At 43.8% G+C, this 26,099-nt stretch carries 22 protein-coding genes; 7 read left to right on the top strand and 15 right to left on the bottom strand.

Going from position 1 to position 26,099, the window contains the following annotated elements:
• Positions 1–239 precede the first annotated feature (239 nt).
• The 4 genes from ACXAGK_RS15490 to ACXAGK_RS15475 all read left to right on the top strand — a co-directional run bounded on the left by ACXAGK_RS15490 (position 240) and on the right by ACXAGK_RS15475 (position 4,284).
• A complete protein-coding gene (locus ACXAGK_RS15490; RefSeq protein WP_474806347.1) occupies positions 240–926 on the top strand; it encodes a histidine phosphatase family protein in 687 nt (228 codons plus the stop codon).
• A gap of 11 nt (positions 927–937) precedes the next feature.
• Positions 938–2,167, top strand: coding sequence for an acyl-CoA dehydrogenase family protein (locus ACXAGK_RS15485; protein ID WP_474856910.1), 1,230 nt, complete (start codon positions 938–940; stop codon positions 2,165–2,167).
• Positions 2,168–2,176: 9 nt separating this feature from the next.
• Positions 2,177–3,235 (top strand): phosphotransferase family protein, encoded by a 1,059-nt coding sequence (locus ACXAGK_RS15480; protein ID WP_474856909.1) that lies wholly within the window; start codon positions 2,177–2,179, stop codon positions 3,233–3,235.
• Positions 3,236–3,309: 74 nt separating this feature from the next.
• Positions 3,310–4,284: an NADPH:quinone oxidoreductase family protein gene (locus tag ACXAGK_RS15475; RefSeq protein WP_474856908.1), complete on the top strand. Its 975-nt coding sequence runs from the start codon at positions 3,310–3,312 to the stop codon at positions 4,282–4,284.
• 88 nt (positions 4,285–4,372) lie between these two features.
• Here the strand turns inward: ACXAGK_RS15475 and ACXAGK_RS15470 are convergent, their stop codons facing one another.
• The 5 genes from ACXAGK_RS15470 to ACXAGK_RS15450 form a co-directional block, all read right to left on the bottom strand.
• Complete coding sequence (locus ACXAGK_RS15470; RefSeq protein WP_474806356.1) at positions 4,373–5,137, bottom strand: DUF6174 domain-containing protein; 765 nt, start codon at positions 5,135–5,137, stop codon at positions 4,373–4,375.
• 361 nt (positions 5,138–5,498) lie between these two features.
• Positions 5,499–6,257: an SDR family oxidoreductase gene (locus tag ACXAGK_RS15465; RefSeq protein ID WP_474856907.1), complete on the bottom strand. Its 759-nt coding sequence runs from the start codon at positions 6,255–6,257 to the stop codon at positions 5,499–5,501.
• 138 nt (positions 6,258–6,395) lie between these two features.
• On the bottom strand, positions 6,396–7,661 hold the full coding sequence (locus ACXAGK_RS15460; RefSeq protein WP_474856906.1) for a GGDEF domain-containing protein: 1,266 nt from the start codon (positions 7,659–7,661) through the stop codon (positions 6,396–6,398).
• A 90-nt stretch (positions 7,662–7,751) separates the two neighbouring features.
• Entirely contained in the window at positions 7,752–8,234 is a 483-nt protein-coding gene (locus tag ACXAGK_RS15455) for a YchJ family protein (RefSeq protein WP_474856905.1), read from the bottom strand.
• A 281-nt stretch (positions 8,235–8,515) separates the two neighbouring features.
• Entirely contained in the window at positions 8,516–8,926 is a 411-nt protein-coding gene (locus ACXAGK_RS15450; RefSeq protein WP_014949757.1) for a hypothetical protein, read from the bottom strand.
• A gap of 326 nt (positions 8,927–9,252) precedes the next feature.
• Here ACXAGK_RS15450 and ACXAGK_RS15445 point away from each other — a divergent pair, with 326 nt between their 5' ends.
• Positions 9,253–9,651 carry a YqaA family protein gene (locus ACXAGK_RS15445; RefSeq protein ID WP_474857172.1) on the top strand — a complete coding sequence of 133 codons (399 nt, stop codon included), beginning with the start codon at positions 9,253–9,255 and terminating at the stop codon, positions 9,649–9,651.
• A 21-nt stretch (positions 9,652–9,672) separates the two neighbouring features.
• Here ACXAGK_RS15445 and ACXAGK_RS15440 read toward each other — a convergent pair whose 3' ends face one another.
• The 5 genes from ACXAGK_RS15440 to ACXAGK_RS15420 form a co-directional block, all read right to left on the bottom strand.
• On the bottom strand, positions 9,673–10,332 hold the full coding sequence (locus tag ACXAGK_RS15440) for a protein-methionine-sulfoxide reductase heme-binding subunit MsrQ (protein WP_474856904.1): 660 nt from the start codon (positions 10,330–10,332) through the stop codon (positions 9,673–9,675).
• 97 nt (positions 10,333–10,429) lie between these two features.
• The gene (gene msrP, locus ACXAGK_RS15435; RefSeq protein WP_474856903.1) at positions 10,430–11,437 is read right to left on the bottom strand and encodes a protein-methionine-sulfoxide reductase catalytic subunit MsrP; all 1,008 of its coding nucleotides are present in this window, start codon (positions 11,435–11,437) and stop codon (positions 10,430–10,432) included.
• Between the two features lie 154 nt (positions 11,438–11,591).
• On the bottom strand, positions 11,592–12,935 hold the full coding sequence (locus tag ACXAGK_RS15430; protein WP_474856902.1) for an anti-phage deoxyguanosine triphosphatase: 1,344 nt from the start codon (positions 12,933–12,935) through the stop codon (positions 11,592–11,594).
• A 76-nt stretch (positions 12,936–13,011) separates the two neighbouring features.
• A complete protein-coding gene (yfbR, locus tag ACXAGK_RS15425) occupies positions 13,012–13,611 on the bottom strand; it encodes a 5'-deoxynucleotidase (RefSeq protein WP_012519109.1) in 600 nt (199 codons plus the stop codon).
• A gap of 1 nt (position 13,612) precedes the next feature.
• Positions 13,613–14,833 carry a pyridoxal phosphate-dependent aminotransferase gene (locus tag ACXAGK_RS15420; protein ID WP_474806368.1) on the bottom strand — a complete coding sequence of 407 codons (1,221 nt, stop codon included), beginning with the start codon at positions 14,831–14,833 and terminating at the stop codon, positions 13,613–13,615.
• Positions 14,834–15,105: 272 nt separating this feature from the next.
• Between ACXAGK_RS15420 and ACXAGK_RS15415 the strand changes: the two genes are divergently transcribed.
• Together ACXAGK_RS15415 and ACXAGK_RS15410 are read left to right on the top strand one after the other, a co-directional pair.
• Positions 15,106–15,900: a DUF2189 domain-containing protein gene (locus tag ACXAGK_RS15415; RefSeq protein ID WP_179983653.1), complete on the top strand. Its 795-nt coding sequence runs from the start codon at positions 15,106–15,108 to the stop codon at positions 15,898–15,900.
• 416 nt (positions 15,901–16,316) lie between these two features.
• Entirely contained in the window at positions 16,317–16,646 is a 330-nt protein-coding gene (locus ACXAGK_RS15410; protein ID WP_014979515.1) for a DUF3718 domain-containing protein, read from the top strand.
• Positions 16,647–16,771: 125 nt separating this feature from the next.
• Here the strand turns inward: ACXAGK_RS15410 and ACXAGK_RS15405 are convergent, their stop codons facing one another.
• From ACXAGK_RS15405 to ACXAGK_RS15385, 5 genes are all read right to left on the bottom strand, one after another.
• On the bottom strand, positions 16,772–19,948 hold the full coding sequence (locus ACXAGK_RS15405) for an efflux RND transporter permease subunit (RefSeq protein WP_474856901.1): 3,177 nt from the start codon (positions 19,946–19,948) through the stop codon (positions 16,772–16,774).
• A complete protein-coding gene (locus ACXAGK_RS15400; protein ID WP_474856900.1) occupies positions 19,945–23,328 on the bottom strand; it encodes an efflux RND transporter permease subunit in 3,384 nt (1,127 codons plus the stop codon). Before ACXAGK_RS15400 ends, ACXAGK_RS15405 begins: the two co-directional genes overlap by 4 nt.
• 25 nt (positions 23,329–23,353) lie before the next feature.
• A complete protein-coding gene (locus ACXAGK_RS15395) occupies positions 23,354–24,487 on the bottom strand; it encodes an efflux RND transporter periplasmic adaptor subunit (protein WP_474856899.1) in 1,134 nt (377 codons plus the stop codon).
• 213 nt (positions 24,488–24,700) lie between these two features.
• Entirely contained in the window at positions 24,701–25,093 is a 393-nt protein-coding gene (locus ACXAGK_RS15390) for an OsmC family protein (RefSeq protein WP_474856898.1), read from the bottom strand.
• Between the two features lie 85 nt (positions 25,094–25,178).
• Entirely contained in the window at positions 25,179–26,063 is an 885-nt protein-coding gene (locus ACXAGK_RS15385; protein WP_474856897.1) for a CvfB family protein, read from the bottom strand.
• Positions 26,064–26,099 lie beyond the last annotated feature (36 nt).

The following is a 26,099-nucleotide window of genomic DNA, read 5'->3' as shown; positions in this document are numbered from 1 at the left end:
CTTTACTCCAATAAGACGTTTTGATTGCCTGTTATGTAGACAAATTAATCGAGCATATTCCACGCAATTGCGGCGAATAAGTCAAGTTTTGTTCAAAACGTTTGCCTCATGATCACAAAAGGCCGGTTCATAGTTTCACATGATGCATACTCATTCAAAATATTAATTAAACTTATACTGCTGTTTTACTTAGTATGTGATTTGAATTGGTTAACATATTCATAACATCAGGCAGCGGTATGACAGACATCTATTTAGTACGCCATGGCCAAGCATCTTTTGGGCAAGCGAACTATGACAAACTTAGTGAGTTAGGTGGGCAACAAGCTATCTGGCTTGGTGATTATTTTAAGCATCGAAACATTCAGTTCGATTCGGTATTTTCTGGCGATATGGTTCGCCATCACGAAACTAAAGAGGGCATTGCGAAAGGTATAGCATCTAGCGAATACTCATTGCCTGATGCAACAGTGCATAGCGCGCTTAATGAATTTAATTTTCAAGCGGTAGCTAAAGCGTATCTAACAAGATTTCCTGAAGCAAAAGTACCAGAAGGGGCATCGCCCTCTGAATATTATCGCCTGCTTAAAAAAGCAATGATTGCCTGGTCTGAAGATCAACTTGCTCACGAGTTGCTAGATGAAACTTGGAAGCAATTTGAAGACCGAGTTCACTCTATGCTTGCTCATCTTAAAACGACAGATGCTAAAAGAGTGCTGGTCGTTAGTTCTGGTGGTGCTATTGCCATGATGCTCAAACACATCCTTGGCTACGATTCTAAAACCGTTGTGAATATGAACTTACAAATTCGCAATGCCAGTTTTTCGCAATGCTTCGCCAATGCGCGAGGTGTTCACCTAAATAACTTCAACAGCGTACCTCACCTGGATGTGATTGACAGGTTACACGCCATTACCTACAGCTAAATGGGGCAGTTATGAACTTTGAATATAATGAAAAGACCCAAGCGCTTTTAGAAAAGCTAAAAGCGTTTATGAAAGAAGAAGTGTATCCGATTGAGAAAGAGTACATTCACGCCGTAGAAAATGGCTCAGCCAATGACGGTGAAGGTCGTTGGAAAACCCCGCAAATGATGCACACGCTAAAGCAACGTGCCAAAGAAGCGGGGCTTTGGAATTTGTTTTTACCTGAAGAATACAAGCCTTACGGTGCAGGTCTAACAAATGCTGAGTACGCGCCGCTTTGCGAAGAAATGGGCCGTGTATTATTCAGTGCGGAGATATTCAATTGTAGCGCTCCAGATACAGGCAATATGGAAGTGTTAGCCAAATACGGTAACGAAGAGCATAAAAAGCAATGGTTAGAGCCGCTTTTAAACGGAGAAATACGCTCAGCTTTTGCTATGACTGAACCTGCAGTTGCGTCTAGCGATGCGACTAACATTGAAACATCTATTAAACGCGATGGTGACGAGTACGTAATAAATGGTCGTAAATGGTATACCAGTGGCGCTATGAACGAAAACTGCAAGATAATGGTGGTAATGGGCAAAACTGATTTTGATGCCCCCCGTCACCAGCAACAGTCTCAAATTTTGGTACCAATGGATACAAAAGGCGTAACTATTGTGCGCCCCATGGCAGCGATGGGCTACTACGATGAGCCAGTAGGCCACGCTGAGGTCTTGTTTGAAGACGTACGCGTACCGGCTGAGAACTTATTGCTAGGAGAGGGGCGTGGTTTTGAAATTGCCCAAGGTCGCTTAGGGCCGGGTCGTATTCACCACTGCATGCGTCTTATCGGCTGTGCACAGCGTGCTTTAGACATGGCATGTGAGCGTGTTGAACAGCGTGTCGCCTTTGGTAAGCCCTTATCAAAACAGCAGTCGATAAGAGAAAACATAGCGCAAATGCACTGCGATATTGAACAGGCTCGTTTGCTTACATTGAAGGCGGCAGACAAAATGGATCGCTACGGCAATAAGGTATCAAGAGACTTGATTGCAGCTATCAAGATTGTAGCGCCCACAATGGCATGTAAAGTTATCGACCAAGCCATTCAAATGCATGGCGCTGCCGGAACCAGTCAAGACTTTGTTCTATCTGCGATGTATGCGTATGCACGCACCATTAAGCTGGCCGATGGCCCAGATGAAGTTCATATGATGCAGCTTGGACGCAATTTAATTGCTGAAAAAAACGCGTAAGGAGTAAGTGTGCCAAACGACAAAGCTAATGCTCCACATGCAATAGACTTAACGGTGCTTAACGAATACTTATCTACTGCGTGCCCGAGCGTAGGGCACGTTGAAAGCGCTGATAAATTTGCAGGCGGACAATCGAATCCTACGTTTAAGCTAACTACGGATAACGGCGTTTATGTATTACGTCGCCAACCGCCGGGTAAGTTACTGAAATCTGCGCATGCAGTAGACAGAGAGTTCCGCGTTATTAACGCCTTACAAGGCTCAGAAGTGCCAGTGCCTAAAGCGTACCATTTATGTGAAGATGCTAGCATTATCGGCAGTATGTTTTACATTATGGCGTTTGTGGAGGGGGATATTTTCTGGAACAGCGCGTTACCGGAAGTAGAGTCTTCTGCAACACGCGGTGCAATGTACGATGAAATGAATCGAGTTCTTGCTGCGCTTCACAGCGTTGATATTGAAGATGCAGGCTTAAGCGATTATGGCAAGCCTGGCAGCTACTTCGAGCGACAATTGAGTAGGTGGACAAAGCAGTACAGAGCATCTGAACTTGAGCATATCGAAGAGATTGAGCGTCTTATTCAGTATCTTGAAACTAATTTGCCTGAAGACGATGGCCAGGTGTCCTTAGTTCACGGCGATTTTCGCTTAGACAATATGATGTTCGATATGTCTAATACAGATAAACCGCAGGTGGTTGCAGTATTAGACTGGGAGCTTTCAACCTTGGGTCATCCTTACGCCGATTTGGCTTACCAGTGTATGCAACTGCGTTTGCCTTCTGACATTGCACACGCCGCTGGTCTAGGTGGGCTTGATAGAGAGCAGTTAGGAATACCTTCAGAAAAAGAGTATATCGATGCCTATTGCAAACGCAGGGGAATTGGCGCGATCAATAATTGGACATTCTATTTAGCGTTTAGCTTTTTCCGTCTAGCGGCTATCTTACAAGGTGTAGTGAAGCGCGCTCACGATGGCAATGCATCAAGTGAAAAGGCAATGCAGTTAGGCGCAATGGTGCGACCGCTCGCTCAAATTGCAAACCAAACCATACACCAAAGCGAATAAACGCCACATAACATATTTAATGACTTGCCATGCTATTTACTGCGGGCACGTCGAACAAGTTAACTGGAGACAGTATGAAAGCAATTGTATGCGAATCTTTCGGGCCACTTGATGAACTTCAACTCAAGGACGTTGCAGACCCGGAGGTTAAAAAAGGGCATGTAGTCGTAAACGTGGAAGCGGCTGGGGTGAATTTTCCCGATGGGTTGTTGGTGCAAGGTCTGTATCAAATGCAGCCAGACTTCCCGTTTGTGCCAGGTAACGAAGTGGCGGGTACTATAAGCGAAGTAGGTGAGGGAGTAAGCCATTTAAAAGAAGGGCAGCGAGTTATCGCGCTCTCTAACTTAGGTGGATATGCAGAAAAAGCGCTAATCCCAGCCACGCATGTCATGCCGTTACCCGATCCCATTCACGTAAACGAAGGGGCAGCCCTTGTAACTGCCCATGCAACAGCCCATCACGCTTTGAAACAACGGGCAAAGCTGCAGCCTGGTGAAACTTTGGTTGTAACGGGTGCTGCTGGTGGTACAGGCTTAGCAGCTGTGCAGATAGGCAAAATAATGGGCGCTAAAGTTATTGCGGTTTGCTCAACTGAAGAAAAGCTGGCGCTTGCCAAAGAGCATGGCGCTGATGTTTTAATTAACTACAAAGAAAAAGACCTAAAAGAGACGCTGAAAGAAGTGACTGGCGGCAAAGGTGTTGACGTAGTTTATGAATGCGTTGGTGGCGATACCTTCCACGCATGTAGTCGCAGTATGGCGTGGGAAGGGCGTTTACTTGTGGTTGGCTTTGCAGGCGGTGAAATTCCTAAATTTCCAGTCAATCTTGCCCTAGTCAAAGGTTATTCGGTCATGGGCGTATTTTGGGGCTCATTCACTCAGCACGATCCAAAAGGCTTTGCTGAGAACATGCAAGAGTTGCTTACTTGGTACGTGCAAGGCAAAGTTAAAGTAGTAGTTGATGAAGCGTTGCCATTAGAACAGGCCACAAAAGCCATGGCGAAGGTTATGAACCGAGAGGTGAAAGGCAAAATGGTGCTTGTGCCCTGATCCTACACGTCTGATAAAAAGACAACTTAACGAGAAAAGCCTGACCCTCCTATGGTTCAGGCTTTTTTCGTGAATCTTTGAGCAATAGTTATTCAGGAACTAGCTCTACGTTGAACTCTCTGGTCAACACATGGCACAAGTCTTTACCAATGCCTAAATTATCTACCTGATAGTCTTGATAACCCTGTTTTTGTACTGTGAGGGTGTAAAAACCAGGACGTTCGTCAAGCATTGCAATCAAACCGTCATCTGCACAATCCGTATCATCAACCATAACAGTTTCAGAATATGCGCCTTCCATTGTAGTAGCCGTAACGCCACATGCAATCGGCATTTGCGTTGTTTGATCTGTTACCGAAAGCAAGAGGCCATCTTCTACCGTTGCTGTACAGGCCACATCGCCCTCGGCAACAAGGTTACTAATTGTTAGGGTATATTCGTCGTCAGCTGTTTGCTCGTTGATATCAACGCTAATTTCGGTCGGGTAGCCGAGTTCAGGGTCGTATTTTACCGTTAGCGATTCTGCGCGGCTTTCTTCTAATGCAATAAGTTGAAACAAGCTATCAATGCTTTCTGTAGTTTCATCATCTAAGGGTAAGGCAATATTGCCTTCAATAATAGTTTGAGAGGTGACCTGACTACCTTCTACCAAGACTAAGCGAGGTAGCGTGGTTTCTTCGGTGCAAAAACATGAAACTTGATATTCAAACTGATAAGTGTCGATGTTCGCGTTTTCCCACTTTGCGCGATTAGCGTTGAGGTCGTCGAGTGCATCGTTTGAATCGCTACCACCACAACCTAACAAAAGCGTAGTAGCAGAAATCATCGCAGCAATACGTAAAATATTAGTCATAACCTTCCTTGTTTTTTATTTTTCATAATTAGCCACGATAATATGTTTCGCAGCAATGTTGTGACAATTAGAAATAAAAAAGCGGCTTTGCACTTCACGTAATACAAAACCGCTTTGAAATTTATATTAGTGTAATTGATGTAAAAGTAAACAGTTTCACTCAGGAACGTTGCGACGCTGCGTTATTCCTCAAGCCACATGCGGGCGCTTCTTCCTGGCAGATGCAATTTATGTACTGAGTTGTTTTTTACCTAAAGTTCTAAGACAGCTTTGGTGGAGTAAGAATATAAACGACCTAAGATGTGGAAGGTATAGCAGCACACAAAAACGACGCCCCGTGAAAGGGGCGTATTTTTAGATATTAGAGAGACATGTCGCCTAAAATAATATTTTCCGCGAAATTTGTGTATGCATCGCCAATTTGTTTGGCTGTGTCATCAGGGAAAGTATGAAAATCTTCACTTTCTAGCGCTTCTGCTATCGCGTTCGCTACGACTTCAGGTCCCGGAGCATCATCAAAGCCCGCATTTTTACCCATGTCAGTGCCAATAGGACCTGGGTGGATACTAATGACTGCTACCCCTTTTTCAGATAGCTTCTCACGTAACCCTTGGGTCAACGAATAGGTTGCTGCTTTAGATGCGCAGTACGTTGATATGTCGCCAAACGTTTTCACTGATGCAATTGAATTAAGTTGAACAATGGCACCTTTGTTTGCAACCAATGTCGATTCAAATGCTTGTGCAACGTGAAGTAAGCCAAACACATTTACTTCAAACTCACTACGAAGTGCGTCTTCAGCATTCTCGCTTAACGGTGATTCATGCTTCATAATCCCCGCGTTATTGATAACAATGTGAGTATCAGTTGCTTTGTCAGCGAGGCTTTTTACTGACGCTTTGTCAGTAACGTCGACTTGCAGGGTTTCCACTTTATCTGCGTATTTGTCATGAAGATGGGTAGTTGATTCAGTATCGCGTACTGCCAGATAGACCTTGCTTACGCCTTTATCGAAAAGGGCTTGTACAGTGGCTTCTCCAATCCCACGGTTTGCACCTGTAATAAGCGCTGTCTTACCTTGTAAGTCCATAATGTTCAATCTCCATTTAGTTACAGTCATAGGTTCCTTCCTAAAAATAGAGGTAAAAGATCACATATTTAGCTAAGTGGAATCAGGTATGGACCCACTAAAGTCAAGGTTATTAGCTTTACTTGGTGGTTGAATTATAAAATTGAAAGCCGATTAAGCCTTCACATTTTAAACACGAGTAAAACTAGTTATAGTCGATGTTTTCATAGTATTTTTGCCGTTAAATTTCGCGGCGTATAGCGCTTCGTCAGCGATGGATAATATATCATGTGCTGGGTCTTCAGTTACTTCGATGCCAGATAAGATGTTTACTATCCCAAATGAGCAAGTTGTACTAAATGTTTGCTCTTTTGAAACAAATTTTGTAGACGAAATTTCTTGGCGAATTCTCTCTACAATATTATCAGCATTAAGAGAAGCGTGCTCACTGGTAAACAAGATTACAAATTCATCGCCGCCCAAACGGGCGATACAGTCACTCGGACTCAGATGTTTTTTCACAATCTGAGTGATGTTCTTCAACAATACATCACCACTGGAATGACCGTAGCTATCATTGATATTCTTAAAATTATCAACATCAAATATGCATACGGCTAATCGATTTTTAGCGCTATTTTTAATCTGAAAAATAGCCTCATTGAGCTTTACTTCCATAAAGCTACGAGAAAGTGCCTGAGTTAAATGATCGTGCATCAATTGATTGTTGAGCGTGCGTCTTTCTTTATAAAGCCCATCAATGTGAAGCACTAGAACCCATGCAATGGAGCTGGTAACTACAAAGGAGCCAAGCCATGTGAGCGGTGGAAGGTCGATAATTTCGATACCGGTTAAGGTATCGCCAATACCGGTGATAAGCCATAGAGTGTTAGCTAGAAGTAACAGTAGTATAGGACCACTGTCCTCAAGTCTTGAGCGCTGCCGGACGAAGACTCGAACGAGTATATATATGCAGTATGACCCCAATACTAAGATCCAAAGACCCCAGATTTCGAAAAGTAGCCCGTACTTTAGCCCAGTATAGTATTTAGACGTAGCATAAAAGGCGTTGTCTAAAAAGTAGGGACTAGGTATAGCAGTTAAAAGAGAAAATATTCCGCAAACGACATAACACCATTTCAATAAATAAGGGGCTTTGTACTTATAAAAAGCAAGATAAAAATGCAGGCTGGTGACTAGGGTGAACATAGCACCAATAATAGTAAGCCTATTTGAAAAACTAAGAGCAAAAAGATTCTCACCTGCATTGATCAGTACACCAAAAGCCCCGAAGAAAATTGAGCTTATGAAAGCCGAAAGAGCAAATAGAAAATAGTACTTAACGGGCTCTTGGTGGTGGAAAGTTAAGCGATAATAAAGCAAAGCGAAGAAAAAGCTCATCAGCAAGCAGATGCTAGATGTCACAAAAAGCGGAAGCGACAATGTGTTGATCATGTTATAGCTATTTTCCTCAACGTGCTCATCATCTCGTTTTAGTGTAGAGCAATTATCTTACTAGAGTAACTTTTTCAATGTACTAAAACATTAATGGGTTTTAAGGCTGCAGCATTGTTTGAATTTCTTGCTGCTACCACAAACGCATGGGAGATTTCTTCCGTACTTAATTTTTCCGCAGTCATCGTGTAAAACACCGTCGTGATAACGCCACTTACCGTCTTCAATATTGAAATTTGACGTTTCGTGAAGCTGATACATGCTTTTATTTTCAAAGTAGTAAGCAGTGAATTCAACGATGGCAGTATTGGACTTGGAGTTAGCCGCTAGAGTGGGGTGTACTTTTAGCGCAAACCACGTCGCACCTTGCGCACTTTGAGCCAAATCTTCTACGGAAAGATCTTGCTGCTTTTCTTTGGTGTAGGTTTCCAGAATGTATTGATAATGCGCTGTAGCGTAGGCTGAAAATCGTGAGCGCATAAGTTGTTCAGCAGTATTAGGGTATTTAACGCCCTTAATAAAAGGTTCGCAGCATTCGTTGAAGGGCTTTGAAGAGCAACAGTAACAGCGCATAAGACAACTCGCAATTTAAGAGTATTACAAAGCGCTACAGTATAAATATAAGTGGCGTGAGCCCCAACTTTTTTAAACGTAAATGTTGTTGATGCTCGATGTTTCCATGGCGGTCTATACCAAAAAAGCTATGCCCAAAAAGCTATGCCTAAAAAGCTATGTCAAAGAGCTCATGCAAAAGCGAGTAGGACAATAAATGTATATACTTTACTTATGTGTCTATATTTCGACAAAAGCAAGATTTCGGCAAAAGCGGAATTTAGGCATAAAGAGGCGACACTTTACCAAGGGCCTAATGCAACGTTTTGCTCGTCATTAATGCTGTTAACGCGCACATTCACCAGACTGACCGAGTAAAGTTCACATAGCTTTCTGATCATCTCACTATCCGTTGGCTGCAAATCCAAATCAATGTTTTCTACATAAAGCGTTTTACACTGGCCACCCGTAATAAGCTTACTGATCCATTCTGGCATTTTTTCTTTTTCAGGCTTTTGAATACGGATAGCGTGATCTACGGTTTTCGAAAATGACACTGTATTTGAAAGCAGATAGTTCCAACCTTTGTCGTTACTTCCTTTTCCATTACCTTGTTTTTCGCTAGGAAACCCTTCTATAGGCAAAGGTAGTTGAACAACATTTGAAACCGAAGCGCGCAAAGCATTGAATCGTGAAACTGAAGATGTGTTCATAGTAAAACCCTTTATGTATTTGCTCTGAAGTTCAAATAGAAACTTCTGGAAAACGATTATTTATAAATACTGACTAGATGTACAGCATGTATGCATATACAGTATTTAAAAAAGAGGTCGTTGGCAAGCATTTAATTGTGCTTTTTTTGCGCAGCTTGAGGGTTTTTCAGTAACTATCTAAAAGATAATGGTTTTTTATGCTGTTGTGTTCTGAAGCAAGTATTCAGTTGCGGATTGAGGTAAGATGCGCGCGAATCTTATGTAGAACACTACTGTATAAAACTGGAGGGTTATTGAGCGCGTTAATACACTTGGGCTACTTGGGCATGTTCTTATCCGCATTGTTGGCTGCTACTATTTTGCCCTTTAGTTCTGAAATTGTGCTTAGTGCTTTATACAGTAGCGGCTTAAGCTGGATATCGTTGCTTGTTGTTGCTTCAGTAGGAAATGTACTGGGCTCTGTGGTTAATTATGTATTGGGCTTCAAATTCGGAAGAGAAATAGCAACGCAAAAATTAAGAGTAAGTGAAGCTGCGTTCACCCGCGCAAGTAGTACATTTACGAAGTGGGGTAAGTGGAGCTTGTTTTTATGTTGGGTACCTATTATTGGCGACCCTATTACGCTAGTGGCAGGTGTGTTTAGAAGTCCGCTTTGGTTTTTTATTCTTGCGGTAACTCTTAGCAGAACAGCGCGTTATGCTGCGCTGCTTTACGTACTTGTTTAAAAGGTTTTCGGCTTAGTTTTCTCACGCCACTGTGTTTTTGTCTCTCGACTTTTTTTGGCTTGTCTTTTGGTGCGTCACATACCACTGCTTCATTCTTGGGCTCATTAATATCAGTCCAATCATCCAATACCAAACCGGCTCTTGCCAAAACGTTTTCTGTGACCAGCTGAAATGCAGCAGTGCAAGGGGCAGTATCAAGTAAATGCTGTTATGAAGCTTTTGCCATTTTCTTCCCATCTTGCGCTGGATGCGCTTAAACGACGTTGCAGTAAGAGCAAAAAGAAGAAGTAGTGCAGCCATGCCAACGAGTATGTAGGGCCTGCTTACTATCTCGCTAGCCACCAGTGCCATATCAAGCTGGAGTTCAAACACAATGTAAGTGAGTAGGTGTGCAAAGGCGTACACAAAGGTGTATACGCCAATCATACGTCTGAATTGCATCGGTTCCGGGCTTGGTAGCCATTTAGCAAGTGGGCTAAGAGTAAGCGTTAGTAAAAGAAAGTGAATTGCCCAAGTTCCAGTCTCATTAATGAGCGTGTTTACGGGGTCTGGTCCAAGCTGGTCGTTGATCCCGGCAAAGAACAACCAAGCGACGTAGCCTAATGCGAAAAGGTGAATAAGGCCCTTCAAACTGCGACGCTGCCAAATAGATAATCGAAATGGTTTTTTTCTTAACGGCATTAAATGAACAACTTAATAATAATGTTTAATAGCTTCGGTTATAAGATATTGGTTAGAAGGGCTAGCTATTTGCTCGTAGCCCTATAAAAAGTAGCAGCTAGTAGTAACGGGATAAATCCATATCTTTGTATAGCGGCGCGACTTCGCTGTAACCGTTGAACATTTGGGTGTCGATGCGATTTCTGGCGAGTAGCCCACCTGTGGTTATTCTACGCTCGCTGGCCTGGCTCCACCTTGGGTGCGACACGTTTGGATTCACGTTGGCGTAAAAGCCATACTCGTTGGCGGCCAATCGATTCCATGTGGTAGGGGGCTTCTTATCGGTAAGACGAATTCGTACAATAGACTTAATACTCTTAAAGCCGTATTTCCACGGTACGACAAGCCTGATAGGCGCGCCGTTTTGAGGTGGCAAGGTTTTCCCGTAAAGGCCAACCGACATAAGCGTTAACGGATGCATGGCTTCATCAAGTCGCAAGCCTTCTACATATGGGTAATCAATACCGCCACCGGTAAAGCGACTTCGTTGGCCAGGCATTTGCTCAGGGTCGTATAGGGTTTCGAATGCTACATATTTGGCTGACATCAACGGATCCGCTTGTTTTAACAACGCCCCTAACTCAAACCCAATCCAAGGCACCACCATCGACCATGCTTCAACGCAGCGCAAACGGTAAATGCGCTCTTCTAAGGGAAAGCGTTTGGTTAAGGCATCGTGATCAAGCTCAATGGGGTTTTTTACCATACCGTCAATTTTTAACGTCCATGGATTAGTTTGAAATTCAGTCGCATTTTTGGCTGGCGCATCTTTCGAGGTGCCAAACTCGTAAAAATTGTTGTAGCTGGTGACTTTATCTTCAGGCGTTCGGGTTTCCGCTATTTGATACTTAGGGGGCTGACTAAACTCCAGCGCTTTTCCCTTAAACGCTGCCTTCTCTTCCTCATCTTCCCAAAACCAACCGGCAGCACTTGCCGATTTTGCAAGTAATGTAGACGCACCCACAAAGCCCATTGATTTGAGCAATGATCGACGATTCATATAAACGCTTTCATTAGTTACGTCGTTGTCAGTTAATTTTACTGAGGGTTTAAATGGTTTTGGCATTACGTCACCTAAGTTATGGTAAGACTACGAGAACTGGCCGTTACTTCAACCGATACATTTAGCTACGTTAATGTAACGAGTAAGTTCAACATAATAAAAAAGACCGAGAGTACGGTCTTTTCATTTCAATTAATTTTGGGCAAATTAAACAATCTTACATATGCAGACTATCTTGAATGCCGCCTTGTTTTGGTGAAAAGATATTGCTGTATAAGCGAGAGGCGAATTCGTCGGTCATGCCAGATATATAGTCGGCGAGAACGCGCATACCATTGTCGTTCTCACAGGCCTTACGCCAGCGCTCTTGGGTGTTTTCAGGTAGAAGGCGGTCGGGATCCGATGCAAAAGCTTCAAAAAGTTCCATAACTACCAGCTGTCCCTTGTATTCTAATAGCTGCACATCGGGGCGGCGGATTACTTTGTTAAACACAAAGCGTTTAAAAAGCTCTAGGGCTTGTGCAAATTGTTCAGGCATCACGGCGTTAAACGCAAGTAACGGATGAGCAAATCCCTCCACGCCTTTTATTTCAATAGCTGTGATAAAACTATTTACCAGCGCACCTATGGCATTTTTCCTTTCGTGATGTACTGCGCTAAATAGTTTGTTGGTTAATGTTTCTATATTGTCAGATAACCAAGGTACATCAAGGGCTTTTAGTGGAGCAGTTACATCGTCGATAAAATGATGCTTGTCGACCATATCCATAACTATGGCATCTTCCAAGTCGTGAATGCCATAGGCGATATCGTCAGAAAGCTCCATAATTGAGCAGTCGAACGATTTAAACTGCGTTTTGCTGTGGGCATTCGGTTTTGCAGTAAACTGCATAAACGCATCTTTATCTTCATTGCTAAATGGCGCAAGTAGCCAGTCGAACAGAGGCTCGTCACAGCGAAACAGTCCCTTCGGCGGGTGCCAGTCGTGGGCCTTAACCTGACGAAGTGAAGCAGGGCGCTCGGGCGTAGGCCCTTTACTATGAAGGGCATCAATAAAGTTTGGGTATTTAACCAAGCCTAACACGCTTCTTCTGCATAAATTCATGCCGTGTTCGGCCGTGTATGGCTCTAGCTGAGTTATGATCCTAAATGTTTGGCCATTTCCTTCAAACCCGCCGTATTGGTGCATCATATAATTGAGCGCGATTTCACCGCCATGGCCGAAAGGTGGATGACCAATATCGTGAGCCAAACACAGGGTTTCGATTAACGTTGGGTCAAGAGCCAACGTATTGGCAATATCTGGAAATTTCACCCAAAGCTGCGCCGTTATCCCCGTGCCAATTTGGGCGGCTTCTAAAGAGTGTGTAAGTCGCGTGCGATAGAAATCGCTTAGCCCCACACCGAGCACTTGGGTCTTTGCCTGCAACCTGCGAAAGGCAGCGCTGTGAAGAACGCGTGCCTTATCACGTTGATACGGATTACGGTGATCGCCGTCTCGTGTTTCGCTTCGGGGTAAACGACGCTCGTGTAATGCTAATTCCCATTCGCTTGTTGCCAAAAAAACCTCGCTGCCTTGCTATGTATGCTACTTCTATTCGTCAGTATAGTGATTTAAGCGCTGTTAATCGCCTTGCTTACATATCGTCTTGCGTAATTTCATCAAGACTTAAAGAAAAGCTTGGTACGTAACGCGTTAAGAAGTAGTCCACCTCTTCAGAATGATACTCTTTAAGGGTTTTATCTAATCGTTTCTTAGCCAGCTTAAACTCTTGGTTACCAGCAGCTAATTCTTCAAGGGTTTTAAGGTAAGCGCAAAGTACGTCTGCTGCTTTCACAATAAAGGCTTCTTCTTCACTATGGTAGTGATGATCAATCAGTGCCGCATAGTCTTCTCGAAATGCCTCTGGTGCCATTTCAATTAGCTTGTTCTCTGCAATTTTTTCTATTTTTTTATATTCTTCTTTAATCGCAGGGTTAAAGTATTTTACTGGGGTAGGGAGGTCGCCGGTAAGTACCTCCGACACGTCGTGAAAAATCGCCATGGTTGCAATGCGATCTGGATTTAGTGTACCGCCAAAAAATTTATTTTTAATCAAGGCTAGCGCGTGGGCGACCATAGCCACCTGCAAACTGTGCTCTTGCACATTTTCTGTACGCACATTGTGCATTAGCGGCCAACGATTAATAAGCTTTAAACGGGCTAGATGGGCAAAAAAGTGGCTCTTATCACTCACGTTAGGCCCCTTGTTTATAAGTTCTAAAGAAGTTGCCTATACGATGGAGCGCAGGTACCAATACATCGCTGTGAGGTAAAAACACTAACCTAAAATACGTGCCTTCGGTTAAGTTAAAGGCGCGGCCATGTACCAATAAAATCTTTTCAGAGCTCAATAAGTCCAGCACCATCTGCTCATCGTTTTGAATATTGAATTTCTTCTCATCCACCTTGGCAAAACAATACATGGCACCTTTAGGCTTAACGCAAGAAATACCGTCAATGCCGTTTAGCATATCTGTGGTGACGTCGCGCTGAATGCGTAGTCGGCCATTCTCATTGACTAGGTCGTTAATACTCTGATAGCCACCAAGCGCAGTTTGAATAGCACTTTGACAAGGTACGTTTGCGCACATACGCATAGAAGACAATATATTGAGTCCATCGATATAATCGGTAGCAAGACGTTTATTCCCGCTGACAACTAACCAACCAGAGCGAAAGCCTGCCACGCGATAGTTTTTGCTTAAACCACCAAAAGTAACAAAAAACACGTCATCGGCGAGTGACGCAATACTTGTATGTTGGGCTTCATCGTATAAAATTTTGTCGTAAATCTCGTCGCTAAACACCACTAAGCCGTGCTCGCGGGCGACTTCTACTACCTCTTGCAATAGGGCTTTGTCGTAAACTGCACCAGTAGGGTTATTGGGGTTGATAAGTACAATTGCGCGTGTTTTGCTGGTGATTTTACTTTTTATGTCGTCAATATCGGGGAACCAGCCAGCTTGTTCATCGCAGCGGTAATGTACCGGTGAGCCTGATGACAAACTTACTGCGGCCGTCCAAAGCGGGTAGTCAGGGCTTGGAATGAGCACTTCATCACCATGATTAAGTAGCGCCTGCATTGCCATCATGATTAGCTCAGATACACCATTACCTATATAAACATCGTCAACACGAATGTCTTTAATATTACGCTGTTGGTAATACTGCATCACGGCCACGCGGGCAGCATAAATTCCTGTCGAGTCTGAATATCCTTGAGACGTAGGCAGGTTATGAATAACGTCTTTTACGATATCGTCAGGGGCTTCAAATCCAAATGGGGCGGGGTTACCGATATTCAGCTTTAATATACGGTGTCCTTCGTCTTCCATTTTGCGTGCTTGCGCAGCGATTGGGCCTCTAATGTCGTAACAAACGTTATCTAATTTATGTGAGCGAGATACAGTTTTCATGGTCTATCTGGTTGATTTACATACCCTGAGATTATCGCAATACAAAGTTATATGCGATGGCCTTTTTGCAGTATTTCTGCTTTAAGCACGACTTTTTTCATCAAGTGGCTAATTATTAAACATATAACGAGATAAATGATCCGCTTGTCACTTAAGTATAAAATTTATGTTAATGACTTGTGAATTTTTCATTCTGCGCCTATCGTAGTAGTAAGGCGTGTATAAAAAACGCGTTAGCAACAAACAGGCTAACAAGCAGAGGTGATAAGAATATGTCCCACCATTTCAAAGAAACACCAGAGAATGCGATCACGCAAAGTGGTATAGCACGCGTTATTCCCTGTAAAGAATTAGACGTCGGCGACCCAATAAAGTGGTTGTCATTGGCATTACGAGACGCCATGCGCGCACCGGGACTCACCTTATTTTATGGCGTACTTTTCGCGGTTATCCCGTGGTTCATTATGTATTTAGTTGAAATGACTGGTTGGCACTTGGTCATTCTACCCGCCATTGTTTGCTTTATGTTGGTAGGGCCATTTTTAGCGGCGGGCCTTTACGATGTAAGCTGGGAGATGGAGAAAGGTCATAAGCCTTCACTTCGTCATTCGCTGCGCGCAATGCGAAGAAACGCATTTAACGAGTGGGGCTTTGCCATACTGCTTATGGTAATGATGATATTTTGGTTGCGTGTGGCATCGCTGATTCATGCACTTTATCCGCCTTATATAGAGAACGACTTGGAAAGCTTGTTACCGTTTTTAGCATTAGGCACTATCGTTGGAGCGGGTTTTACCCTGGCAATGCTATTTATTACGGCGTTTACCCAACCGATTTTAATGGAACGTAAGGTAGATCTTGCAACTGCAGTGCTTACCAGTGTGAATGCGGTATGGTTAAATAAGGTACCCATGCTCATTTGGGGGGCTATCATTTTCACTACAGTAGCAATTGGTTACGTGACCGGTTTCGTGGGTTTCATCGTGCTCATGCCGATTATCGGCTATGCATCGTGGCATGCTTACATTGATGCAATTGAGACTAAGCGAGAGCGTAAATACGAATAGTTCACTCCAATTCATGTAATTAAATTACGTAAATTGGCTTTAATTTGTACAATAAGTAAGCGTTAATATCTTTAATTTTGTTAAAATTACACTTTTAAAGCCCCGAAAGGGGCTTTTTTATACTTAAGTCTTATACTTCTTTCTTCCTACAAGTGCTATCGCTAGATACATTAGTAATATGCAATTTATATTATTCCAATTAATTCAAGGGGTTAGTGCCGTAACAACAACGTAACAACTTGATTTACCAAGCATTTACCCAGGTTACACAATCATTCAACAGAAAAATTTTTATTCTTGATGCATAAATAAAGGGCGTTGAGCAAATTGTTGATTCATTCAACTTTGCTCAACTTAACTAGAGAGTTTGCCACAAACTTGCACAGCACCCTTAACCACACATTGAGGATTTTAAAATGAAATTATCTAACTTACTTAAAGTTTTTGCAGCTACAGCGACTGTCGCTTTTAGCATCAATGCAAATGCAGCAGCAGAGTCAAAAGACATTCGCTTCGTTGGTGAAACCCAGTTCGCAGGGTTTTGTAAAGCGATAATCAACGACGATGTAAGAGTTCTTCGTTCTAGCCTCTCACGTAACGTGGGTCGTATTGGCGCTAGCCAACGTGAAGTATTGCGCATGGTAACGTCTGAAGAAGGCCTAACATGTAATGGAAGTAGCCTTATTAAGTTTTCTGAAGAGCGTCACGCAGATGCGGTACACGAATACTTAACGTCGCGTAGCTAAGGCCTTGCTTGCGGTTACTACAAATCCAGAAAAAGCGGGCTAGCTTACACTTTTCGTCAATCACGTGACGTAAATGTTGAAAACTAGACCCGCTTTTTGTCTTTTTGCTCGTGCAAATATGCGTCTTAATTAACGATTTTTATATACGTGGCTACACGCGCTTTACTGGTTTTGAACAGACGTTGGGTTTTAAACCTAAGTTTTAGCAGCAGCACGTAAGCAAGAGGTACTAAAAACAAGCTGGTTAGGGTAGAGAATACCAGCCCGCCAATGATTGCTATGGCCATCGGAGAGTAGGGAGGGCCGTCGCCACCAATTCGAGTACTTCCCATAGCGAGTGGAATAAGCCCCAAGACCGTTGTGGCTACTGTCATCAGAATAGGCCTTATACGCGTTAAACATCCTTCAATTACTGCGTCATACAGCGACAAGCCTTCGTTAATTAACTGATTGATTCTGTCTACCAATACAATGCCATTGTTAACCACAATGCCCATCAATATCAGCATGCCGATCATCCCCATAATAGACATAGAGGTACCTGTTACCATGAATGCCCAAAACACACCGGTGAAAGAAAACAGTAACGATGTGATCACAGACGTTGGAAGTATCAGCGATTCAAACAATGCAGCCATCACAACGTATATCATACAAAGTGCTAGTAACATGTTCATTTGCATGACCGCATTGGCTTCATCCTGGCGAGAGAAGCTGCCATCTAGTGTCCACTTATACCCTGTAGGCAATTCAATATTAGCTAATGCGTTCTCGATACGTTCTCGGGCTTGTTCTGTGGTGGTTTCCCCTTCTAGGTTTGCGCCAATAGCGAGCGCGGTCTGACGATAGTTTCGATTAATTTGCGATAGCTGTGGCACCACAGAGAAATCTGCAATCATATTCAGCGTTACCGATTGACCTTGCGTAAATCCGATATTGATGTTTTTAAGGGCGTTTAGCGAGGCTTGAATATCGCTACCGAATTTAAGCTGAACTGCTACTTCTCCGGCGTCACCATAGCGGAATGTCCGTAAATTACTGCCCCGTAGTGCTGTAGAGATAAGTTTAGCTACGTCGTTGACTTGAATACCTAAGCGGTTCGCCTTCTCTCGGTCAATGCGGATTTGTACCTCATCTCGGGTAGAGCCAGTGTCGGCTTTCACATCTTCCAATCCTTCTATAGTTGAAAGAATAGGAACTATTTGCTCTGAAATATTTAGCAAGGTTTCTGACGATTCACCCAATAGCGTAACTCTTACGCCACCACCGTTGCCGCTATCCCATTGAAACGAGGGACGGGCACGCACAAAAGAGGGCATGTCTTTACGTATATCCTCTTTAATTTTACCCACACTTACGGGCAGTTCGTCATTAAGCGTTATACCGCTTACAGCATGTCCGGCAGTAAAATAGGTATACACCTGTTTAATGTGAAAGCGTTCTTGGTTTTCATAAAGGTAAGCTTCCATTCTATCGACAGTTTTTTCCACCTCATCAAGCGTAAAATTCTGCGTTACGTGATAGTTAAGCCAAATACGCTCTTGGTTATTATTGCCCTCATCATCTGAAGTAACCACCTGCATGGGCACAATGGTCGACGCAAGCAGCAATAGAGCAATAACACAGGTTATTCCCTGGTGTTTTAACATCCAGTTAAGTGCACGGCCATAGCCTTTTATGTAAGACGGTGTTTTAGGCGTTTTTACAACTGGGATCTTTACCTTGGTCGTCAGTAAGGGAATAAGGGTTTTAGCAATGAAAAGCGACGCGAAAAGGGATATACAGATAGCTACAGCAACGTGCTCTAAGAAGATAGTTACGTCTATTTTTACTCCAATAATATTGGGTAAAAATACAATGGCCGTGGTAGCTGTACCAGCAATAACGGCAAGGCTAACTTTATTGACCCCAACTTGGGTTGCACGTTTAGCATCGCTCTCTTGTTGGCGTTCTTGGAATACGCTTTCGGTGATTACAACGGCATTATCTACCAGCATACCTACCGCCAACATCAGGCCCATAAGGGACAGAATATTAAGGGTATAACCCAAAAGATACATTACGCCTAAGGCGATACAGATAGAAAACGGCACCGACAACACCACAATCAAGGTGGTGGTAAGCTGTCGCAAAAATAAGTACAGTACAATGACAGATAACAGGGCGCCTAAAAGGCCAGCATTTAGCAAGTCGCTAAGCGATGATGTTACGCTTTTAGCGGTGTCGTCCATTACAAACAGACTAATGCCTGTAAATTCAGGGTCTTCTTTGGCTTTTTCGATAATTTTCATTACCGCATCAGAAACTTCAACTAGGTTGCTGCCCGATTCGCGAAATACGTTAAAGCCTACCGCAAAAGTGCGATCTAGGTGTCGTCCTTCGTTGCGCTGAGGAAGCTCGTAGGTCACGCTGGCAACATCAGATAAGCGCACGCTTCGAGTAACCCACATGTTTTTGAAGTCGTTTACATCGGTGAATTCGCCAGTTGGGTTAACCAGAACTTTTTCACCGTTGTTGTACATATAGCCCGCGGTTAGCGAGAAGTTTGCGTTTTGAAGCTGCTGCTCTAAGCGTGTACCGTCTATTTGGTAAGCCGCCATTTTCTTGGGATCTAAGCGAATAGTAATTTGGCGTTTCATGGTGCCGTATAGCTCAACTTTAGATACGCCCGGTACTCGCTCTAGCGGGCGCTTGAGGTTGCGCTCTAGCAAGTCATAGGCGTTCGATAAGTCGCGGTCGCTCGATACGCGCAGCTGGAATATAGGCATATCGTTGGTGTTAAATTTATACACCATGATCCGCTCTATATCGTCAGGGAGTTCATGGCGAATAGCGTCAATCTTCTCCCGCGCTTCAATACTTTTGGCTTTAAGGTTTTCATCCCAATCGAACTCTACAATGACCTCAGCCATATTGTCGTACGAGCGGGCCCTTAAGCGCTTTATCCCCGACATGGTAGCAACGGCCTCTTCAACCGGACGAGTGATCATGGTCTCAATTTCAACGGGTGTCGCATCAGGGTAGGGAATCTGCACTACCATTTCTGGAATATCAATGCCGGGGAACTTCTCTAAAGGAAGTAAGCGGCCAGATACAATACCGAACAGCAGCATAGACAAAAACAACATACCGATGGTAACCGGCTTATTCAGCGCAAAGCGTGCAAGCCCAGCGCCTATACCTGCAATTTTCGAAAGGTGCGGTGAAGCTATATCTGTCTCGCGTTGACTCGGCTCACGTGTTTGGCGCTTTTCAGTATGGGTTTCAGAACTGTTATTAGCGTTGTGAGAAGGTGTACTCATAGTACACCTCCTTTTGGCATTGCTTCTTCGTCACCAAAACCCGCACTGGCTTTAACAGTCGCTTTATGCGCAACGTTTTTCTTAACGTCGAACAGGCTGTAAAGCACTGGCAGTAAAATGAGGGTTAGCAAGCTTGCAAACAGAAGGCCGTAAATAACGGTGATGGCCATAGGCGTGCGAATTTCAGCTCCCTCGCCAAACCCAAACGCCATAGGTAATAACCCTAACACTGTAGTAAGTGTGGTCATTACAATTGGGCGTAGGCGGGTCTTTGCAGCCTCTAGAATAGCCGTATCTTTATCTACGCCTTGACGGCGTAACTGATTTATACGGTCAACTAATACAATAGCGTTATTCACAACAATACCGCATAGCATGATTAAACCAATAAATACCACTACGTTAAGCGGCGTATTGGTAAGCCACAATCCGTATACTGAGCCCGCACCGGCTAGCGGCACTGCGAACAAAATAAGCAGAGGGTGCAGCAGCGATTCAAACTGAGACGCCATAACCAGATACACCATAAACACCGCAAGTGCTAGGGCAAACTGTAGCGAACGGAAGCTGCTTTGCATGTCTTCACTTTGTCCAGTTACTGTTGCACTTAAAGATAGAGGAAGTTGGGTTTCATCAATGACTTTATTAGCAACGGCAACGGCTTCATCAAGCTTACCTTTGGCTAAATTTGCCGATACCAATGCTACACGCTGCTGTCCAACGCGGGTGATTTCGCTAGGGCCTACACTCATGTACACGTCTGCCACGGCGCTTAATGGAATAGGTTGCGCAGAGCCTGGGTTAACAACAATGGCACGCACGCTGGCGATGTCGTCTCGCTGGTTTTCTTGGGTTCTTACCAGTACATCCACCTTTCTGTCTTCAACACTATACTGTGTAGCGACACGGCCACCTACTTTGGCCGCAATAAGCTGAGAAACGGTTGATGCATCAAGCTCAAGGCGAGCAAGTTTTGCGTGATGGAAGGCTATTTTAAGCTCTGGGTTTCCGTCACGAATGCTGGTCGTTACGTCTGCAAAATTATTAAAACTGGCTAGTTTGGTCGCAATGGCGTCGCCATATTGTTGTAACTGATTTAGGTCGTAACCCGCAATTTCAATTTGAATAGGCGAGGCAAAGCTAAATAGCTCTGGCTCTGAAAACGTTGCCTGAACCTGAGGTTTAAAGGCTAGGTAATCACGAAGCGCACGCTTCACATCGTCCATATCGCCAGCGGTCGCCGTAGGCTGCATTACAATGTTTAAGCGGCCCCAATGATCGCCACCCTGATTAGGCGCGGCGCTTATCAGGCTACCAGTACCAGACATGGCATAGGTGCGAAGCACCTTGGTTTCGCCGCCATCATTGTTATTTACTGCAACCGCAGCAAGCTCGCTGATAATAGCGTCGGTACGCGCTAGTGGCGAACCCGCAGGGAGGGTCACTTCTACCGAAAATTCTCCTTGTGACAGGGTAGGGATAAGTTCCATACCTAGTCTTGGTACCAGCATTATCGCGCCAGCAGCAAGAATAAAGGCAGTAGCTAACACCAGCGCTTTGGCTTTAAGGCTTACGCGCAGCAGCTTTTCATAAGCATAAGCAAGAAGGTCAAACCCTTTGTTAAATACCCAGATAAGTGGTTTAAACGCAACGCTTAATAACTTGCTAACGATATGCCATGCGCCAATCACCAAAGTTACAAAGGCTGCAGGTAAAAAAACAAAGATAAGTCTGAATACCCACCGAATTGGCAGGGTAACGTAATACATAACTTTGCCAAACGTTGACGTAGGAGGGGGAGGCGCTGGTGTAGTGAACACTTCTTCGTGATCCAGCTGTTGCTTTTTCTTCTTATGTGCCATCGCAGGGATAAGTGTGAGCGCAACAACAAGCGATGCAGCTAAAGCGAACGACACGGTTAACGCTTGGTCTTTAAACAGCTGACCTGCAATACCTTCTACAAATATTAGCGGCACAAACACGGCCATAGTGGTCAGTGTCGAAGCCACAATTGCGCCAGAGACTTCTTTTGTTCCTTCGCTAGCGGCAGATGCTTCAGCTTCTGTGGCTTCTAATGTTGTTTTTTCATTAACTGTAGCGTTACCACTCCCAGCTATTTTTAATTTCTTATGGCGATCGATATTTTCAAGCACAACAATGCTGTTATCTACCAATAACCCAACAGCAAGTGCGATACCACCTAAGCTCATCATGTTTAAGCTTATGTCGTTGGCATACATTAGGTTAAAGGTCGCAATAACAGACACCGGAATAGAGATTGAGATAATGACAGTAGCCCAAAAGTCTTTTAGGAAAAGGTACAGCACTAGCATGGCTAAAATACCGCCCATTACTGCCGCTGATTTTACATTATCTATGGCTTGCTTGATGAAGACGCTTTGGTCATAAATTTCGCTAAGCGTGTAGTTAGAAGGCAGGTTGTTGTTAACTTCATTTAAACGGTTAGCCACTTTTTGCGCAACGTCAACTGCGTTAGCGTCGCCTTCTTTATAGATGGCAATCTCAATGCCTTCACTACCATTAAAGCGTGTTACCACATCACGGTCTTTGTACGCATTTTCTACCGTAGCCACATCTTTAAGTTGAATGTTTCTGCCTTCGAAGCGACCAATGAAGAGGTTTTCAATATCACTGAGCGTTTCAAATTGATTCAAAGTTCTGACCAAAAACGCCTGAGCTGCATTATCGATTCGACCGCCTGCCGCGTTAATATTTTCAGCTTTCACCCGGTCGATAATTTTAGTAATAGGAATCGACAGTTGACTGGCTTTTTGCTGGTCAATAAGTATATGAATTTCGTTTTCTAAACCACCGCCAACACGTACGGCAGCTACGCCTTCTACCGATTCGAGCGCACGTTTGACCTGCTGTTCGCCATATAAACGTAAGCGCTTCATTTGCGCCACGCTTAGCGTTGATGTGTCGCTTTGAGTGGTGAGGCCCAGTTTAATAACAGGGTCTAAACTTGGGTTAAACCGAAGGAGTCTTGGCTTTTCAATATCCAGGGGAAGCTGCAACACATCAAGCTTTTCGCGTACTTCTAAGCTCGCGAAATCCATGTCAGTACCCCACGAAAAAGAAAGCACCACGTCAGACTGGCCAGCTCGCGATGTGGACGTGACTTTACGTACACCTTTTACTACGCCGATGGCTTCTTCAATAGGTTTTGAAACCAATTGTTCGACTTCGCCTGGCGCTGCACCGTTGTAGTCAGTGCGAATGGTGAGAGTCGGGTAAGATAAGTCAGGCAGTAGGTTAACCGACAGTCTGCCTAACGACACCATACCAAAGAGCAATACCGCAAAAGTGAACATACTAACGGCAACAGGGCGCTTTACAGCAATATCTACAATACGCATTGTGTGAATTCCTTGTTAGGCCGAATTAGCTGTTAACTACTTCAACAGGGGCGCTGTCTTTCAAATTCTGGTGGCCTGCGGTAACCACTTCTTCATTGCCGCTTAAACCATTGGTAACTTCGATTACTTCGTTGTTTTCAAAGCCAGTAGAAATATCAACTTTCTTAACTTTGCCGTTATCAACAACGAATACGCTGTGGCTATTATCAATGGTAACTAGCGCTCTACGAGGCAACAACGTGGCGTTAGCATGTGTTGCGTACTCGAGTGACACATCGGTAAACATGCCGGCTTTTAGTTTGTTATCTTCGTTAGGTACTTTCAAGGTAACTTTAAACGTCCCTGTAGTCGCATCGATGACTGGGCTTATGCGCTCAACGCTCGCCGTGATACTTCTATCTCCTAAAGCCGTCACGGTAAGCATTGCACCTTGTCCAATCACTACGTTAGGTAGCTCATTTTCAGGCAGGTAAACAATGCCTTGAAGATTGCGCTGCTGAACAATATGGAACATTCTCTCCCGTTGGAACGATTCAGTTAGGTTGCCTACTTTTGCGTTTCTTTCTGCAATGTATCCATCAATCGGCGCCGTGATCGTAGCTTCTTTCAAATCAAGCTCAGCTAAGCGTACAGACGCTTTAGCTGATTCAAATTGCGAGGTAAGTTTGTCGTAAGTGTCATCGCTGATAAGCTTTTTCGAATAAACTTTATTAACCTTTTCTAGTTCGCTTTCAATGCCGGCTAAATCAGCCAGAGCTTTTGATAAGTTAAGCTCGTAGCGGCGTTTATCTAGCTGCGCAAGAACTTGGCCCTTCTCAACGTAATCACCTTCTTCTACGAAGATTTCTTCGATAATTCCAGATGCTCTCGCAACCACAAATGCTTCTTCACGTGCTTCTAAAATAGCGGTTGTATCGTAAGTAGACGTAATGTCTCCGGTAACAATGGTTTGGGTTTCAACAGGGATAGCAAAAACGGTTTCTTCAACTTCGGTGGCGTTAGCTTGGTCGTTAATGGCATCAGCATCGGAACAGGCTGACATCGAGAGAGTAAGGGCGATGACCCCGCTTCCAACGAGCAGTTTGAGCGATGTTGGTGAAAACGGAATTGAAGATTGTACTGATGAAAGAATGGTGTTGCTGTGTGTTGTAGATTCCATGGTCAATAACCCTAACGTAATTATCGTTATATAATAATGACCGTATACAGCAGCTAATGTGCCAAAGACATTAACATATGGCAAATCGTATGCTTTTCAATGTGTTACAAGTGAGAAATGCAGTTTAAATAAAAAAGCCAACCTGATTGGTTGGCTTTTTACGCTAATGCTTAGCGAGAATTGCTAATAAGCGGTGAGTTCTACAATAGTCTATTAAACCAAAGTATAGCTTGTGGTGATATCAACATTACCCGTTAACATCAGCATGACAGAGCAGTATTTTTCTGCCGACAACTGCACAGAACGGGCAAGGGCCTTTTCGCTAATGCCTTCACCTGACACCGTGTAATGTGCGTGAATTTTAGTAAATACTCGAGGTGGCTCTTCAGCACGCTCAGCTTCCAACTCACAATTACAGGCTTCAATGTTAAAGCGGCCTTTTTTAAGAATGTCTACCACGTCGATACTTGAGCACGCACCAACCGCTAATAATACTGACTCCATTGGTGACACGGCCTTGCCGCTTCCGTCCATCACTGTTTTGTAGCCGCTGTCTGTTGTACCTGTAAAAGTTAAATCTTGATCCCAAGAAACACGTGCTTTCATTGTTTGTCCTAATGTCATAAGAATAAAAAAAAGAAGCTGCAATACAGGCTAATTTAGCGCTTCAATGCAGCTGTGACATGTGTGTTTATTTGTTAAGGCGGACTGCATCTGGGCTAAGCGAGATTTTCTTTTGCTTATATAACGCGCCTAACGCTTTTTTATATGCCGCTTTACTTACGTTAAAATGAGAGTAAATGGCTTCTGGTGCACTCTTATCTGTCAGCGTAGAAATGCCGCCGTGGGCTTCCAAATCATCCAAAATGGCTTGTTGAAGTGCATCTCGGCCACCTTTATCTATGCGCTGAAGGGCAACATCAACCTTACCATCTTCGCGAATCGTTTTTATTACACCCTCAGTGGCTTGCCCGACTTTAAGCGGCTTAAAGGCATCGCTGTGGAAAATTAGCCCTAAGCTTTTTTCATTGATAACCACCTTAAAACCTAAATCAGTTTTGGCGTAGACTAAGCAATCAACTGTATCGCCTTCGTTGAGATAGGCGCTACTTTCCTTTAAGAAATAGTGAAGCTTGGTGGCCCCTAAAATACGCTGGGTTTTATCATCAAAAAAGGTGTGAACTACGTAGTACATACCTGGATTTACAGGTTGGGCTTGGTAGTCGTTAGGCATTAAAAGATCGTTCTCTAAGCCCCAATCGAAGAATGCCCCAAAATTAGTGGCAGACACCGCTTTAAGTACCTTGGTTTCGCCCACTTGAATAAGTGGTTTCTTCATGGTTGCATAAAGGTCACCGCGCTGATCCGTAGCCACAAATACGTCAACCTGTTGCCCTTCGGTTAACGGCGTCTCTACTTCGTCAATCGCAAGTGTAACGGTTTGCTGCTCATCTGCATCATCTATTTCTATTACGCTGTCGTTCTCGTCATTGTTTTCGACAAGTGGCGCTAAAGCGTAGCCAAAAGGGTATTGGGCTACCACGCGTAATGTATTAATTTTTCCAATATTTATCATCAGCACTGACTTTTTAAAAAGAACAGGTAACATGAT

It is taken from the genome of Alteromonas sp. ABM1_013, from assembly GCF_056160505.1.
Note: the sequence above shows the minus strand (reverse complement) of the source record. Positions and strands in the feature narration are given on the sequence as shown.